Source organism: Novosphingobium mathurense (assembly GCF_900168325.1).
GTDB classification, from domain to species: Bacteria; Pseudomonadota; Alphaproteobacteria; order Sphingomonadales; family Sphingomonadaceae; genus Novosphingobium; species Novosphingobium mathurense.
The window spans coordinates 184657-200324 of the sequence record NZ_FVZE01000002.1 but is presented as its reverse complement, the minus strand read 5'-3'; the positions used below and the strand labels follow the sequence as shown (position 1 = coordinate 200324).

At 65.5% G+C, this 15668-nt stretch carries 18 protein-coding genes; 11 read left to right on the top strand and 7 right to left on the bottom strand.

Features of this window, described 5'->3' with window-relative positions:
- Window positions 1-21: 21 nt before the first annotated feature.
- Complete coding sequence (locus B5483_RS07775) at window positions 22-1239, bottom strand: M20 metallopeptidase family protein (protein WP_079730000.1); 1218 nt, start codon at window positions 1237-1239, stop codon at window positions 22-24.
- 19 nt (window positions 1240-1258) lie between these two features.
- A complete protein-coding gene (locus tag B5483_RS07770; RefSeq protein WP_054946560.1) occupies window positions 1259-2620 on the bottom strand; it encodes a lipopolysaccharide biosynthesis protein in 1362 nt (453 codons plus the stop codon).
- A gap of 149 nt (window positions 2621-2769) precedes the next feature.
- On the opposite strand from B5483_RS07770, the gene B5483_RS07765 reads away from it, so the two are divergent.
- The gene (locus B5483_RS07765; RefSeq protein ID WP_079729999.1) at window positions 2770-3528 is read left to right on the top strand and encodes a phosphocholine cytidylyltransferase family protein; all 759 of its coding nucleotides are present in this window, start codon (window positions 2770-2772) and stop codon (window positions 3526-3528) included.
- Window positions 3529-3549: 21 nt separating this feature from the next.
- Here the strand turns inward: B5483_RS07765 and B5483_RS07760 are convergent, their stop codons facing one another.
- Together B5483_RS07760 and B5483_RS07755 are read right to left on the bottom strand one after the other, a co-directional pair.
- Window positions 3550-3975 (bottom strand): HIT family protein, encoded by a 426-nt coding sequence (locus B5483_RS07760; protein WP_054946558.1) that lies wholly within the window; start codon window positions 3973-3975, stop codon window positions 3550-3552.
- A gap of 2 nt (window positions 3976-3977) precedes the next feature.
- Window positions 3978-5114 (bottom strand): CDP-alcohol phosphatidyltransferase family protein, encoded by a 1137-nt coding sequence (locus B5483_RS07755; RefSeq protein WP_054946557.1) that lies wholly within the window; start codon window positions 5112-5114, stop codon window positions 3978-3980.
- 163 nt (window positions 5115-5277) lie between these two features.
- Between B5483_RS07755 and B5483_RS07750 the strand changes: the two genes are divergently transcribed.
- The 3 genes from B5483_RS07750 to B5483_RS07740 are packed head-to-tail and all read left to right on the top strand — an operon-like array spanning window position 5278 to window position 8023.
- The gene (locus tag B5483_RS07750; RefSeq protein ID WP_054946556.1) at window positions 5278-6321 is read left to right on the top strand and encodes a diacylglycerol/lipid kinase family protein; all 1044 of its coding nucleotides are present in this window, start codon (window positions 5278-5280) and stop codon (window positions 6319-6321) included.
- 11 nt (window positions 6322-6332) lie between these two features.
- Complete coding sequence (locus B5483_RS07745; RefSeq protein ID WP_079729998.1) at window positions 6333-7247, top strand: hypothetical protein; 915 nt, start codon at window positions 6333-6335, stop codon at window positions 7245-7247.
- Window positions 7244-8023 (top strand): nucleotidyltransferase family protein, encoded by a 780-nt coding sequence (locus tag B5483_RS07740; RefSeq protein ID WP_079729997.1) that lies wholly within the window; start codon window positions 7244-7246, stop codon window positions 8021-8023. The genes B5483_RS07745 and B5483_RS07740 overlap by 4 nt, the downstream gene beginning before the upstream one ends.
- 75 nt (window positions 8024-8098) lie before the next feature.
- Here B5483_RS07740 and B5483_RS07735 read toward each other — a convergent pair whose 3' ends face one another.
- The gene (locus B5483_RS07735) at window positions 8099-8623 is read right to left on the bottom strand and encodes a DUF2141 domain-containing protein (RefSeq protein WP_369817913.1); all 525 of its coding nucleotides are present in this window, start codon (window positions 8621-8623) and stop codon (window positions 8099-8101) included.
- A gap of 341 nt (window positions 8624-8964) precedes the next feature.
- Here B5483_RS07735 and rpe point away from each other — a divergent pair, with 341 nt between their 5' ends.
- Window positions 8965-9642 (top strand): ribulose-phosphate 3-epimerase, encoded by a 678-nt coding sequence (gene rpe / locus B5483_RS07730; RefSeq protein ID WP_079729996.1) that lies wholly within the window; start codon window positions 8965-8967, stop codon window positions 9640-9642.
- A gap of 4 nt (window positions 9643-9646) precedes the next feature.
- Complete coding sequence (locus B5483_RS07725; RefSeq protein WP_054946552.1) at window positions 9647-11536, top strand: heparinase II/III family protein; 1890 nt, start codon at window positions 9647-9649, stop codon at window positions 11534-11536.
- A 25-nt stretch (window positions 11537-11561) separates the two neighbouring features.
- Here B5483_RS07725 and B5483_RS07720 read toward each other — a convergent pair whose 3' ends face one another.
- Window positions 11562-12170, bottom strand: coding sequence for an HNH endonuclease (locus B5483_RS07720; RefSeq protein ID WP_054946676.1), 609 nt, complete (start codon window positions 12168-12170; stop codon window positions 11562-11564).
- Between the two features lie 167 nt (window positions 12171-12337).
- On the opposite strand from B5483_RS07720, the gene gluQRS reads away from it, so the two are divergent.
- The 5 genes from gluQRS (at window position 12338) to B5483_RS07695 (ending at window position 15385) form a co-directional block, all read left to right on the top strand.
- Entirely contained in the window at window positions 12338-13183 is an 846-nt protein-coding gene (gene gluQRS, locus B5483_RS07715) for a tRNA glutamyl-Q(34) synthetase GluQRS (RefSeq protein WP_054946551.1), read from the top strand.
- Window positions 13180-13413, top strand: a complete 234-nt coding sequence (locus B5483_RS07710; RefSeq protein ID WP_041558645.1) for an HIG1 domain-containing protein — start codon at window positions 13180-13182, stop codon at window positions 13411-13413. Before gluQRS ends, B5483_RS07710 begins: the two co-directional genes overlap by 4 nt.
- Window positions 13414-13429: 16 nt before the next feature.
- Window positions 13430-13999 (top strand): cob(I)yrinic acid a,c-diamide adenosyltransferase, encoded by a 570-nt coding sequence (locus B5483_RS07705; protein WP_079729995.1) that lies wholly within the window; start codon window positions 13430-13432, stop codon window positions 13997-13999.
- 86 nt (window positions 14000-14085) lie between these two features.
- Complete coding sequence (locus tag B5483_RS07700) at window positions 14086-14955, top strand: 3-hydroxyacyl-CoA dehydrogenase family protein (protein WP_079729994.1); 870 nt, start codon at window positions 14086-14088, stop codon at window positions 14953-14955.
- A 112-nt stretch (window positions 14956-15067) separates the two neighbouring features.
- Entirely contained in the window at window positions 15068-15385 is a 318-nt protein-coding gene (locus B5483_RS07695) for a hypothetical protein (protein ID WP_079729993.1), read from the top strand.
- Window positions 15386-15449: 64 nt separating this feature from the next.
- On the opposite strand, the gene B5483_RS07690 is transcribed toward B5483_RS07695, so the two are convergent.
- Window positions 15450-15644: a hypothetical protein gene (locus tag B5483_RS07690; RefSeq protein ID WP_245828886.1), complete on the bottom strand. Its 195-nt coding sequence runs from the start codon at window positions 15642-15644 to the stop codon at window positions 15450-15452.
- Window positions 15645-15668: the final 24 nt, after the last annotated feature.

The following is a 15668-nucleotide window of genomic DNA, read 5'->3' as shown; positions in this document are numbered from 1 at the left end:
CTGGTTCCGGTACGGCTCGCCTCAGGCGAACCCGCGATCGAGGTAGTCCCGGGCGAGCCCGGCAAGGTAGGCTGCGCCTTGTGGCATGACGGATTCGTCGACGATCATTCTGGTCGAGTGGATACCGCAGCAATGCTGCCAGTCCGCCCCTTCATGCGCAACGCCCAGAAAGAACATCGCACCGGGCACTTTCTCCAGCACATAGGCGAAGTCCTCTGCCCCCATGATCGGATCGGGCAGACGCAGGAACGCCTGATCGCCGAACATCCGGCGCGCGACACTTTCGCCAAAGCCGACCGCCCCGTCATGGCAGACGGTGACGGGGAAGCCTTCCACCGTGTTCACCTTTGCCGACAAGCCGTGCGCTCTGGCGATGCCGGATGCCAGCACGGCGAGGTCTTGCTTGAGGCGCGCCCGGTTTTCAGCCGAGAGTGTGCGCATCGTGCCGACCATGCGGGCTTGGTCGGCGATGACGTTGTGCGCGGTTCCCGCATCGATCCTGGCGATCGTCACCACCACCGGATCGAACACGTTGAACTTTCGCGCGACCATGGCCTGGATGGCGGTGACGATCTCGCAGGCGACCGGGACCGGGTCGAGCGTCTGATGCGGCATCGAGGCATGGCCGCCGCGCCCGGTCACCACGATCTCGATCTGGTCAGCCGCTGCCAGCAGGGGCCCGGTGCGACCGCCGATCAGGCCATGGGGCGCATTGGGCATGACGTGCAGGGCAAAGGCCGCGTCGGGCAGTGGCCGGTCGAAGCCCTCGCCCCCCAACAGTCCGTCCTCCAGCATGAAGCGCGCGCCGTGATAGCCTTCCTCGCCGGGCTGGAACATGAAACGGACCTCTCCCGCAAGACTGTCGGCCCGGGCGCAGAGGATCTCGACCGCACCGGCCAGCATCGCGACATGGGCATCGTGGCCGCAGGCGTGCATCGTGCCCGGCACTTTGGAGGCAAAGTCCAGGCCGGTTTCCTCCGGCATCGGCAGAGCGTCCATATCGCCGCGCAGCAGGACCGAACGGCCCGGCCCTGCCCCGCCCTTCAGTGTGGCGACGAGGCCCGTCGTCGAAGCGCCTTGCTTCCAGTCGAGCGGCAGGTGCGCCAGCGCCTCGCGGATCTTGTCGCGCGTCCTGGGCGTGTGCAGCCCGATCTCGGGTTCGGCATGAATCGCGCGGCGCAGCGACTCAATGCGTTCGGAAATGCGGGCAGCTTCTTCGATCAGGGCACAGGGAGGCATCGCCCCATGATAGACATGGTCACCCGCCTGTCGACCCGGCTTCCTTGTCGACCAGTTCGATTTCGTGCCGCCGCAACTTCTGAAGGGTGCGCCACGCCATAAGGCCCATGGCAAGGTAGGACATCGCCCCGCCGACCGCCACGGCCCATGCCGCGCCCGCCGGCCCGATGGGGAGCAGCAGGTAAAGCCCGATGCCAAGCCCCGCCACGGCGAAAAGCCTTGCCACCAGCGCAAGCCGCGCACGTCCGGTCGAATGCAGGACCGGTTCGAAGGCGACACTGGCAAGATCGAAGCTGGCCGCGATGGCCAGAGGCACGAGAATAGCCGCGCCCTGCTCGAAATCGGGTCCGGCGATCAGCTCCAGCAATTGCCGCCCGATCAACAGCGCGATCGCGACCACCACGAGGCCGGCACCTCCCGCAATGAGGCTGGTCTGCAATGCCAGCTTGCGAAACTCGGCAAATTCGGTCGAGACGCGCACACGGGCCACTTCGGCATAGACCGAGCGTGTCAGCAGCGTCGAAAGCTTGCTCAGGGCCTGCGCCAACTGGGAAGCGAGGCGGTAGAGACCGGCCGCGCGCGTACCGACGAAGGCACCCACCGCCAGCAGTGGACCGTTCTTCATGGTCGCCTCGATCGACGACCCGGCATAGGTCACCAGGAAAAAATGGCCCACGCCCTCGTTTTCGGCGAAGGCCTGACGCCACTTGGCAAGGTTTGAAAGGCGCACGGCCTGCGGGCACAGGCGCCGGGCCATGGCCCAGTAAAGGATTGCCTCGACGATATCGATGGCGGCCCAGGCAAAAAGGAACCGTCCCACGCTTGGACCGGTCGCCCAGATCACCAGCGCAGCGATGAGGCGTCCTGTCGGCACGACCGCTTCGACATAGACCGCCATGTCGAAGCGGTGCAGCGCACGCACGATCCCGGTCGGGGCCGAAACCAGCGCCCAAAGCGATCCACAGGCGAAGTAGAAGGCGATGTCGATATAGGCCGGGTTGAGTTCGAGTACCCCGGAAAAGCCGTAGATCAGGATGGCAGCGAGTCCGCAACCGATGACCGCCCCCACCGCGTCCAGCATCCCGCACAACATGCCCAGACGGCCGAATTTGCCCCAGTCCTCGGCATGGATGTGTTCGCTGCCGTAGCGCACGACGACGCGCCAGGTCTGGAAGCCCGCAATCGCTATCAGCGCCTGCGCCGTTCCGAAGATCAGCGAAAAGTGGCCGAAGTCCTTCAACCCGAGCGTACGCGTCAGGATCGCAAGGTAAGCGAGGCCGCAGACGGCACCGAATCCCTTGCCGCCGAGCAGCCAGGCCGTGTTCTGAAGTATCCGCCGGAGGGGAGAAGCGTTCTCGAGGCGGTCGCGTTTGGCGGACATCACGGGTGCATTTGGACGAGCACCGTTTCACTTGCAAGGTTTCGCGCGATGCAAATCAGGCAGGCCGTGGTGCAGCCGACCCGCATCTTTCTATTTTCGCCCTTTGGGGCTAGAGGGCGCTGCTTGCGCCAGCAAGCCAGGTTGTAACCATGATCGAACACGCCATCCTCCTCAGCGCCGGCCAGGGCTCGCGCCTGCTGCCGCTCACTGCCGAGCGTCCGAAGTGCCTGATCGACTTCTCCGGCAAGTCGCTGATCGAATGGCAGATCGAAATGCTTGCCCGCGGCGGCGTGAAGCGGATCGACGTCGTGACCGGCTTCATGACCGACATGCTCGAAGAGCACCTCATGGCGATCGAAGACCCGCGCGTCGAAATCTCCATCCGGTTCAACCCCTTCTACAAGGTCGCGGACAACCTCGGGTCCTGCTGGATCGCGCGCGAAGCGATGCGCGGCGACTTCCTGATTCTCAACGGCGACACGCTGATCTGCGAAGAGATCGTCCAGCGCGTGCAGCAGGGCGCGACGGACAAGGACGGCAAGACCTGGCCCGTCGCCGTGACCGTCGACGTCAAACCCGATGGCTACGACAGCGACGACATGAAGGTGGAACGCGAAGCCGATGGCCGTCTCGTCCATATCGGCAAGACGCTGACCGCCAAGCAGTCCAATTCCGAATCCATCGGCTTCCTCGCCTTCCGCGGCGAAGGCGCCGAGCTGTTCCGCGAGACCGTCCGCCAGGCGATGCGCACCCCAGAGGGCGTGCAGCACTGGTACCTCAAGGTCATCGATTCGATCGCACCGACCGGGAAGGTCGGCACGGTTTCGATCGAAGGCCTGGACTGGGCAGAAGTGGACTTTCTCAACGACATCGAGATCGCGACAAAGCTGACCGACACCTGGGCCTGATCGTTCTGCCCCACACAGGGCTTAGAAGAAGCCCTTGAGCCAGGTCACAAGCGCGGCGAGATCGTCGCCTTCGAGCGCTACGGCGTGGCCGAGGTCCGGCACTTTCGGCCAGCCGCAGTCGACGAATTCGCGGCCCTGCCATTCACGCGCTCCCTCGTAACGGGGGATCACGTGGAAATGGACATTGGGGTCGACCATCATCAGCATCAGGTAATTGAGCTTGGCATAACCCACCGCCTTGCCCAGCGCCGCCTCGATGGCACCGGTCGCCAGCTTTAGCTCGGCATGCGCCTCGGTCGGCAGGTCGCCGAAGGCGGTGACTTCGGACTTGGCGGCCAGCACCAGCGAACCGAGCGTCGGCTGCGCCGCGCGGGCAAGGACGACCCAGTGGTCGAACTCGGCGACCAGCGTTGCCGGGCAGCCGAATTTCTCCATGGTCACATTCATCGTCAGTCCTCCGAAAGCCAAGAGGTGATCGTACCGCCCCTGGCGCGCACATTCCATGCCTGCACCAGCCTGACCGCGTGAATCAGGCAGGACAGCACCGTCCACCACGCCACGGCCATCAGGCCGAGGTCGGGCCGTGCGAAGAGCATGGAGACGAACAGGATCACCATGTTGGGGTTGCGGCGCGCAGTGATCAGGCGGAACCGGCTGTCGAAACGGCGCCACACGTGGATGTGCATCATGCCGTTCTGGCGCATGAACCCGCCTTCGATCAGGCGCTGGACGACGTAGCCGCCCTGGATCGCGCCCTGCACCCACCAGAAGGTCGCCGTGTCATAGGCAAGGCCCCAAGCGGCAAGGCCGGTAGCCCAGAACCACCACCAGAACGGCGGATGGACGAGGTCCATGCCGTGGTCGAAGATGTTCCCCCAGTAGGAAGAAGTGATCGTACACCGGGCCAGCTTGCCGTCCACGGTATCGAGCACCATGAACACGAGGCCCGTCGCCATGCCCGCCCAGTAATGACCTTGCGCGAACAGGACAGTTGCGATCACGCAGAACACCGCGCCGACAAACGTTACCATGTTCGGGGTTATGTGCAGCCGGGCGCAGATGCGGGTCAGCACCAGTGCCCATTCCGGCCAGAGATACTTGGTCAGCAGGTCGGTCACGCCCTTGTAGGCGCCGAAATAGCTGGCGCGCTCCAACTGACGGACAGTGTCCTTGCGCAGCGGCAGCAGGAACGGCGTCTCGCGCTTGCGAAGCTGCTTGTTCTCGATCGTCGGACCCGTCTCGAAGGCGACGACGGTCATGCCTTCGGTCTGGTCCAATGCCACTCCGGCGGTCATCGCCTCGGCGATTCGGCGCGCCTGGTTCGCATCCGCAGCATGTGCGAGCGCCGGAACGCCTCCCAGGGTAAGCACCATGCCCGGTCGGTTGACGATATGCCGAAACCACGCCGGGTCCCAGGCGAAAGCAGCCGCAGACAGGATCGCCGGTCCATCCGGCACCGTGTCGGCAGGGGTGAACCTGGAGGCCCGTGCGATCCGGGCCACGCGCTCGGAGACGTCCAGCCCCCACAATTTTACGGGATTTTCGCCGATCGTCACGACCGGCACCACTTGCGAATTTTCCACCATGGAGTCCTGCCGTAGTCGAGGCCGCGGGGGCTGGCAATCGCCGGGGTCACCGGCGGAGTTCTTGCATCTGCGCCGATGCACCCGCGCCACAGAAGTGTAACTTTCCTGTGTCAAACCATGTTTCATGGTGATTTTCGGCTCGGGTGTCACTACATAGGCGCCCGTGTACGGATCGATTTACGAGTTTGAATCACTGCCGAGCTTCGGCAAGCGGGGAAGCGAAAGCCTCTCGCGCCCCGGGTCGCGTGTCCGCCGTGGACGCGCCGTTCCGCTGGTCGGGATTGTCCGGAATCCGCGCAGCCACCGCAACAAGGGCATCGCGCCGGAAATGGCCGATTGCTCCAACATCCTCACCGAGACGCCCTGCACCCGCGAGGAGCTTCACCACACCCTGGCCGAATTTGCGCGTCGCGGCGTAGACTATCTTGTGGTCGACGGCGGCGACGGCACGGTGCGTGACGTCCTGACGTGCGGCGCCGACATTTTCGGGAACGACTGGCCGACGCTGATGATCCTGCCGAAAGGCAAGACCAACGCGCTGACCGTCGACCTCGGCCTGCCCAATCACTGGTCGCTGGCCGAAGCACTTGCTGCAGCGCAAAACGGCAATACCGTGACCCGTCGCCCGCTGCGCGTTGCACCGGCCGATGGCTCGGGCGGCTGCATCCAGGGCTTCATCTTCGGTACCGGAACCTTCGCGCTGGCGACCGAAGCCGGGCAGGAAGCGCATCGCCGCGGTGCCTTCAACAGCTTCGCCGTCGGCCTCTCGATCCTCTGGGCGGTCATCCAGTCGCTGTTCGGCGGCGCCGGCAACCCTTGGCGCGCCTGCACCCCGACCCGCCTCGTCGACCGTTTTACCGGACGCCCACTGCCGCGCACGGGCCCGGGCCGCGACGATGAGCGCTTCATGACCTTCGCGACGACCTTCGAGAAGTTCCCGCTCGGCGCGCGCCCCTTCGGCAAAAACGTGCCCCCGGGCTTGAAACTGGCCGTGGTCGACTGGCCGGTACGCTGGGTGATGATGCTGGTCCCGGCAATGCTCTTCGGCTTTTATGGACGCTTCCTCAAGCGCGCAGGCGTGCACCGCTTCTGCGCCAGCGATGTCGGCATCGACCTCGGCGGATCGTTCATCCTCGACGGCGAGGCTTTCCCCGCCGGCCGCTACATCCTCGACGAAGGCCCGCAGCTAACCTTCGTCGTCCCGTGAGCTTCTGAGCCATGAGCGAGGATCTCGCTGGACGCGTGACGGCTGCCCTCAACCGGCCCGTCGAGCCCGAAGTGCGTGCCTTTGCCGAACGTCTTGCGAAAGAAGCCGGCGCGCTGGGTGTACTGTTCTACGGCTCCAACCTCAGGACCGGATCGCTGGAAGGCGTACTCGACTTCTACGTCCTGACGGCAGGAGCGCAGGTCGAGAAGATCTGGCCGCGCGTCAGCTATCACGAATGGGACCACGGCGGCATCACGCTGCGCGCCAAGGTGGCGACGATGGCCCTGGAGACGTTCCGCGCCGCCGCGTCGGGCGAATTGCTCGACACGACGATCTGGGCGCGCTTCGTCCAGCCCAGCGCCCTGGCATGGCAGCGCGATGAAGCCGCCGGCACGGTCATCGCCGAGGCCATCGCCCGGGCGGCGCAGACCGCTGCCAGGCTCGCAGTTGCCCTCGGCCCTGAAACCGGCACGCCCGAAGACTACTGGCGCGCACTGTTTCGCGCGACTTACGCTGCGGAATTCCGCGTCGAAAAGGCCGGGCGCGAGGATTCCATCCTCTCGGCCAACCGCACCCATTTCGACGGCCTGCTGCCACTGGCTCTCGTGGCCGAGCGGATCGACTTCGCCCGCAGGGCCGACAGCATCATCCGCCCTGAACTGAGCCCGGCGCGGCGCGCGCGCCTGCTCGCCTGGTGGAAAAAACGGCAGCGGCTGGGCAAGCCTTACAACTTCATGCGCCTGCTCAAGGCATCGACCACATTCGACGGCGCGGCGCGCTATGCCGCGTGGAAGATCGAACGCCACACCGGCGTGCATGTCGCACTGACTCCCTGGCGTGAGCGTCATCCGGTGCTTGCAGCCCCCGGCGTGCTCTGGCAGGTCTGGCGCGCGAAGAAAGCCGCCAACGCCAAAGAAGCCGCGTGAGCATAACCCAAGCCCCTGTATCAGCCCTGATTCTGGCCGGATCGCGACCCGGCGTGCCAGACCCGGTGGCAAGCGCCGAAGGCGTGAGCCACAAGGCCCTTGTCGAGATCGACGGCAAGCCGATGCTCGCCCATGTCGTCTCCGCGCTGCGGGGTGCGGGCATCGCGCGCCTGGCCGTGGCGACGAACGATGCGCAGGTAATCGCGCTTGCCTCCGAACTGGGCTGTGAGGCGGTTCCTGCCGCTGCCGGACCGAGCGCCAGCGTCGAAGCCGGTTTCGCGCAGCTGGGCGCGCCCATGCTGGTCACGACATCCGATCATGCCCTGCTGCGCGCGGAGTGGGTTTCGGATTTCCTCGCCGACACGCCCGGCAATGCCGACGTCGCCATCCTGCTGGCCCGGCGCGAGGCGATCGAGCGGGCCATGCCCGGCAGCAAGCGCACCTACTTGCGCTTTGCCGATGGCTGGTGGTCGGGTTGCAACCTGTTCCTGCTCGCCCACGACAAGGCCAGCGCCGCGATCCGGACCTGGAAGATGGTGGAGGCGGATCGCAAGCGGCCATGGCGGATCGCCGCGAAGCTGGGCATCGCAATGCTCGTGAATTATGCGCTGGGGCGGCTGACGCTGGCGGCGGCCATTGCGCGAATGGGCCGCCGGGTCGGCATCGAGGCCCGGCTCGTTGCCGCGCGCGACGGACTGGCCGCGGTCGACGTCGACAAGCCGGCCGACCTCGCGGATGCCAGGGCAATCATGGCTTCGCGGACGGTGGAGCGATAAGCTTGGAAGTCCTCCCCGTTCCGTCGTGCGGATCAGGGAGGGCTCTGAGAGACTGCGGCAACGCAGCCACGTCGATCACATGTATTTCATCTCGATCCGGATCGACTTCACATTGTCGCCGACGGGAACGCCGACCTTGGTGTAGCTCGGCTTGCCGAGGTTGAAGATGTTGATCGACGGGTTGTTCGACATGCCGCCGCCATCGCTCATGATGTCGGTCTTGCCGTTGCCGTTAAGGTCGTGGCGCACGGCAATGCCGTAAGTGCCCGCGTCCGGCACGGGCAGGCAGAAGGTCATCGTCCCCGCCTTGGCCGGAACTTCTATGCGCGAAAGCCACTTGCCCTTCGCCAGCCATTCCGACGAATTGGCCCGGTAGCTCTGGATGCGCAACTTGCCCTGCGACGCCTTGACGCCATCGACGGTTACCATGACCGCCGGGCCGGAACCGACAGTACAACGGCTCATGTCGTTGTGAATTTCACTGCGATATTGCGCGATGGCGGGCGAAGCCGTCGCCAGCCCGATCGCAGCGAGAGCGCCGAATCCGGCAGTCAGTCGTTTCTTCATTCCGATCGAACCCTTCGGGAAGGTCGTGTTCATTTCCGCTTCCATGTAGTGGACTGATTTCGCTCCATTCGCGGTGGTATTGCCGCAAGAGCAAGGCGATGTCATCTCCACCTTTTCTTGGGGCCAATTTGGCCTAACCGCCGTGAATGCGAACTGAATTGTCCTGCAAGCCCCCAGACAGGCGGCAGTTTCTTTCAGGACGCTTCGCGAAGAAAAATCCGCCTTGCAGCGCGAAGTTCCCATTTCGCATCGCGGCAACTGTCCCTATTCGGGCCTTGACCCAATATCGCGTGTGGAAAACGGGCTTCCTCGTCCTTGTCCGCACAATATCTGGTGCTTTATTCCTCGTTAGCTAAGGAGCCTCGATTTCCCCCATGACTGCCCCCCTGATCTCGCCCTCGATCCTGTCCGCAGACTTTTCGCGCCTGGGCGAGGAAGTGCGCGCCATTGACGAAGCGGGTGCCGACTGGATCCACGTCGACGTGATGGACGGCCACTTCGTGCCCAACATCACCATCGGTCCGGCCGTGGTGAAGGCGCTTCGCCCGCACACCGCCAAGACCTTCGACGTCCACCTGATGATCTCACCGGTTGACAGCTACCTCGAGGCCTTCGCCGATGCCGGCGCGGACATCATCACCGTCCACCCCGAGGCAGGCCCCCACGTCCACCGCACGGTGCAGACGATCAAGAACCTCGGCAAGAAAGCCGGCATCTCGCTCAACCCGGCAACACCGGCCAAGATGCTCGACTACCTGATCGACGAGATCGACCTCGTCCTGGTGATGAGCGTCAATCCCGGATTCGGTGGCCAGAGCTTCATCTCCAGCCAGCTTCGCAAGATCGAGGCGGTGCGCAAGATGATCGACAAGTCGGGCCGCGACATCCGTCTCGAAGTCGATGGCGGGGTCGATGCGAATACGGCCCCGCTGTGCGTCTCGGCAGGCGCCGACGTGCTGGTAGCGGGTTCCGCCACCTTCCGCGGCGGGCCCGCGCAATATGCGTCCAACATCCGGACGCTGAAGGGGCTCGCCCCGGACAACACGGACTGACACGGTGACACTGGACACGCACAACGGTTCGCAAACCTGGAACCCGGACGAAGACCGGGCCATTCCACTGGCTGAAGCAACCGAAGTGCGTGTCGAGGACAAGACGGTGGACACAACGCCTGCCCCCCAGCTGCGCGAGGAAGCGCCCGTGGCGACCGGTGAGCAGATCGAGCCGGGGCGCGCCCTCGCGCTCGTCGACTTCTCGCCGCCGGCCGTGGGGGCGGGTGAACGCCTGATCCGCTTCGCCTATCGCCTCGGCGTACCCGGCACGATGCTGACCGCGCCGATGGGCAAGAAGTCGAAGACGCGCCTGCTGGCTACCGTAAACAATACCGTACCGGGCAGCCGCGTCGCCGGCACGGCCCTGCGCGCGGGGCATTTCCTCGTCCACGGAGCCAAGACGCCGATCGCGCAAGTCGATTTCCATGGCGCCGCGCGGGTCTCCCCGCCGCTGGAAGCGGTGGTTCACAGCTTTTCGTGGCTGACCGATCTCGAAGCCTGCGCGCCGCGCGAACAGGGCGTTCCGGTAGCCGAGCGGATCCTGACGTCATGGCTCCAGGCCAACCCCAAGCCACCGGCCAAGCCCGGCAAGGGGCCTGCGTGGAATGTCGGCCATACCGGCATGCGGCTGATGAACTGGCTGGTTCATGCGCCGCTGATCCTCTCGGGCGAGAAGGCCCTGCGCCTGCGTACCCTGCGCCACATCAACGAGACCGCGCGCTGGCTCGACCGGCAGGTCCACCACGCCGAGGACGGCCTTGCCGAAGTGGCCGGCTGGTGCGCAGTGATCGCCGCCGGTCTGCTCCTCCCGGACGGGCGTCCGCGTCGCCTCTATGGCGAAGCCGGCCTGATCCGTGCGCTGGGCGAACTGATGGGCGACGATGGCGGCGTGCTTTCGCGCAGCCCGCTGGCGCAGATGGAAGCGATCGCGCTGCTGGTGCGCCTGCGCAATTGCTATCAGGCCACCCGGCGCGATCCGCCCGAGGCGATCGAGCGGGTGATCGAAATGCTCGTGCCTCCGCTGCTCGCGCTGACCCATGGCGACGGTTCGCTGGGAAGCTGGCAGGGGGCCTGGGCGATCAACGGCGATGACGTCAGCGCTCTGGTCGCCGCCAGCGGCGTAAGGACCCGTCCTTTGCGCGACGTGCGCCAGTGGGGCTACCAGCGCGCCGTCGCGCAGAAGACCATCCTGCTGTTCGACACCGCGCCACCGCCGATGCCGAGCCACGCCCGCTACGGCTGCGCCTCGACCCTCGCTTTCGAAATGTCGCACGGCGGCCACCGCCTGATCGTCAACTGCGGCGGCGCTGCCAGCGGCGGCGGGCTGGTGCCGGTCCGGCTCGAACAGGGCCTGCGCGCGACGGCAGCGCATTCGACCCTGACCATCGACGACGCCAATTCCACCGCGATCCTGATCAACGGCATGATCGGATCGGGCGTCAGCCAGGTCGATATCGACCGCAAGACACTGCAGAACGAGAACGGCTCCAACGCCACCCGGCTCGAAGCCAGCCACAACGGCTATGCCGCGCGCTATGGCCTGACTCACCGCCGCATCCTGATCCTGCGCGACGACGGGACGGAACTGCGCGGCGAAGACCTGCTCCTGCCCTCGGGTCGCAAGGGAAAGCGGGGCAAGGTCGGCTACGCACTGCGCTTCCACCTCGGCCACGAGGTCGACGTTGCCCTCACCGAGGACGGACAGGGCGCGGGTCTCGCGCTGCCCGACGGCAGCTACTGGCAGTTCCGCAGCGGCGGCGGCGATGTCTCGATCGAGGATTCGCTGTGGGTCGACGGCCACGGTCGCCCGCAGGCGACCCAGCAGCTCGTCGTGCAGGGCCTCGTATCGCGCGGCGGCGGCAATTTCGGGTGGCTGCTCAAGAAGATGGGTTGATGCTGCGCCCGCGGCGCGCAAGCCCCTACTCTTCCAGTTCGATGTCCCAGTAGAGCCAGTCCCGCCAGGTTTCGTGCAGGTAATTGGGCGGGAAGCCCTTGCCCCGTTCCTGCAACTGCCAGCTCGTCGGCCGGATCGGCTGGACCAGCGGCGGCATGTTCGCCTGCTTGGGGGTGCGGCCGCCCTTCTTGAGGTTGCACGGCGCGCAGGCGGTGAGGATGTTTTCCCAGCTTGTCCGGCCGCCCAGCCGGCGCGGGATCACGTGATCGAAAGTCAGGTTATGCGGACTGCCGCAATACTGACAGCTGAAACGATCGCGCAGAAACAGGTTGAATCGGGTGAAGGCCGGAAACTCCGAAGGCTTCACATATTGCCGCAGCGCGATCACCGAGGGGATCTGCATCGTCCAGCTCGGACTGTGCACCGCGCGGTCGTAACTGCTGACGATATCGACCCTTTCCAGCACGACCGCCTTGATCGCGGTCTGCCAGGGCCAGAGGCTCAGGGGGTAGTAGGAGAGCGGAGTGTAATCCGCATTGAGGACCAGCGCAGGGCAGTCTGAAAGACTTCGGGAGGGATCTTCCTCCGCGCTGCGGAACCGGGCCGCGCGCTCGATCAGCTCCGACTTGAGCATGGCCTCCTGTCGCAGGCCGTCATTACGGTTTGATGGCAGCGCATGCCGGTAATCCAGCATTTGCGCGAGTCGCCGTCAAGCCTGCGTGCACTGCAGTATAATCGACAATCCACAGCTTGCGAACGCACCTTGTCGCGCACGCCAATCCGGCTAGGACATCCTGCGCAATGGTCCGCACGCGCTTTGCCCCCAGTCCCAACGGCCCACTCCATCTGGGCCACGCCTTTGCCGCCGTGGTCGCCCATGACCTTGCGCGCGAAAGGGGCGGCGAATTCCTGCTGCGGATCGAGGACATCGACGGTGCCCGCAGCCGCCCCGAATTCGTCGACGAGTTCTTCCGCGACCTCGAATGGCTCGGGCTGCCGTGGGACGGCGAGGTCGTGTACCAGTCCCGTCGACTCGATCGCTATTCTGAGGCCGGCGAGGCGCTCAGGCGCATGGGCCTGCTCTATCCGTGCCGCTGCACCCGGGCCGAGATCGCAGCCGCCGCCACGGATGTTGGGCCGGACGGCCCGATCTATCCCGGGACCTGCCGTTCCCGCGCGGTGGATCCGCACGGCGCGGCCTGGCGGATCGACATGGCCCGGGCCAGCGCGTTGGCCGGCCCGCTCACCTGGATCGACGAACCGGCGGGCGCGCAGGAAGCACGGCCCGAAAGGTTCGGCGACGTCGTCCTGCTGCGCAAGGACCTGCCCGCGAGCTATCACCTCGCCGCCACGCTCGACGATGCGGCGGACGGCATCACGCTCGTCACGCGCGGCGCGGACCTGTTCGCGGCGAGCCACGTCCACCGCTTGCTGCAGGCGCTGCTGGGACTGAAGGTTCCGTCCTGGCACCACCATGCCCTGCTGGTCGAGCCCGACGGCAGGAAGCTTGCCAAGCGGCGCGGATCGCCGTCGCTGGGTGACCGCCGACGGGCGGGCGAAGATGGCCGCGCCCTGGCCGATGCCTTGCGCGCCCACAGGTTCCCTGCTGGTATTTCGCTCTCCGCAGGCCTAGATAGCGAGTCATGAGCTATATTCTTGTCCCCATCATCATCGTGCTGATGATCATGGTCGTCGTCAGCCTGGTGCGCGGCATCGTCGCGTTCATCAACAGCACGAAGGAAGACCTCAACCGCGACCCGGACGCGGTCGGAGCGACACCGAACCAGCTGTTGCAGAACAAGATGATGTTCAACCGCATCAAGTACCAGGCGGCCGCGGTCCTCGTCTGCGCCCTGCTGCTGGCGATGGCGCGCTAAGAACCGTCCGAAGACCTTGGTCAGGCTCAACCGGATCTACACCCGCACCGGCGATGACGGCACTACCGGCCTCGCCGACGGGTCGCGGCTGCCCAAGCATGCGGCGCGCATGGAAGCGATCGGCGCGGTGGACGAAGCCAACTGCGCCATCGGCCTTGCCGTATGCGCCCTGGGCGATACGCCGCATGCCTCGGTTCTGACCCGGATCCAGAACGACCTGTTCGACCTGGGCGCCGACCTTGCCACCCCCGGGGAAGACTTCACCCCCAACGAGATGACGCTGCGCATCGTGCCTTCGCAAGTCGAATGGCTCGAACGGCAGATCGACGCCATCAACGAAAATATCGCTCCGCTGAAGAGCTTCATCCTGCCCGGCGGCAGCGAAGCCGCAGCGCGGGTCCACATCGCGCGTGCATCGGCCAGAGCGGCAGAGCGCCGGGCCACCGCGCTCGCATCGGCGCAGCCTGCCAACCCCGCGGCACTGGCCTATATCAACCGGTTGAGCGACTATCTCTTCGTCCTTGCCCGGGCAGTGAACGCCAACGGCGCCGACGACGTGCTGTGGGTTCCCGGCCAGAACCGCTAGGCGCGGCTAATCCCAAGACTAGGTTCCTTCTGAGCGACAATCCCGCTAGGCAACCGCCAAATTGGGACCATCAGAGGAGACATGCGGTGCAGTCAGTCGGTATCATCGGTGCAGGTATCATGGGTTCGGGCATCGCCCAGACCGTTGCGAGCAAGGGCATGGACGTCATCCTTGCCGACATTTCGCTCGAAAATGCCGAGAAGGGCAAGGCGGGCATCGCCAAGGGCCTGTCCCGGCTCGTCGCCAAGGAGAAGATGACGCAGGCGGACGCCGACGCCCTGCTGGCGCGCATCACCCCGGTTGCCGACTATGCCGCGATGTCGGACTGCGACCTCATCATCGAGGCCGCGACCGAGCGCGAAGACATCAAGGCCAAGATCTTCGAAGCCGCCGGTAAGGTGCTGAAGGACGGCGCGATCATGGCCTCCAACACCAGTTCGATCCCGATCACCCGCATGGCGGCGCAGTCGCCCGACCCGACCCGCTTCTGCGGCCTGCACTTCTTCAACCCGGTCCCGGTCATGGGTCTCGTCGAGGTGATCCCCGGCCTTGCCACCTCGCAGGACACCACCGATCGCATGCAGGCTTTCGGCGAGAAGCTGGGCAAGACCGTGGTTCTTGCCGGCGACGCGCCGGGCTTCGTCGTCAACCGCATCCTGTGCCCCATGATCAATGAGGCGATCTTCGTGCTCGGAGAGGGCCTCGGCTCGGTCGAGGACATCGACGCGGGCTGCAGGATCGGCCTCAACCATCCCATGGGTCCGCTGACTCTCGCCGACTTCGTCGGTCTCGACACGCTCTACGAGATCATGAAGGTGTTCCACGCGACCACCGGCGATCCCAAGTACCGCCCTGCCCCGCTGCTGCAGAAATACGTCGAGGCAGGCTGGTACGGCCGCAAGTCCGGCAAGGGCTTCTATGACTATTCGGGCGAGAAGCCGGTGCCCTCGCGCTGATCGCGCGCCGGATACGCCATTCGATAACGCCCCCGTCTCTACAGAGGCGGGGTCGTTTTTCGTGGAACGCTCCCCCCGCCCCGGCCGTTACTCCGGAGAAGGAGATTTCACGATGACCCAACGTCCCGACGATCTCGCCCCCGAGACGATCAATGCCGAACAGGCCGACGCCGAAACCCAGGCGCAGTCGGTAGCCGAAGGAGCGATGAACCGTTCGCTTCCGGTACTTGGCCTCGGCCAGAGCGAAAAGCTGTCCAACAGCCTCAACCCTGCCGACATGCCCGACCTTGTCGACCACATGAAGCAGATGGACACCAGCGGGACCATCGACATGTCTGCCTATCGCGGCGAGGAGACGATGGACGACCTGGAGAACCGGTATGGCCGTGCAGGCGTGGCCGACGCGGAATTCGGCAACGACGACAGCTGAGCAACGAGCCGAAGGCTCCATCCTCCGGGCAGGCCCGGGACGATCATGACGCCTGCAGGCGGCCTCACTGCGCGGCAGTCGTATCCTTGGCCCAGGGATTGCGATGTTCGGCCTTGCTCGCGGCGACCTTGGCCTTTTCGCTTTGCGCTGCCTGGTCGGCCGCGGGCACCGTGCAATAGGCAGTCGCCAGAATTCCAGCCGCCCAGAGCAGCGCATTCCAGCGGCTCCTGAAGACGGTGGAGATTTTCGGCCCGAACATCATGGCGACAGCATAAGCCGCCGA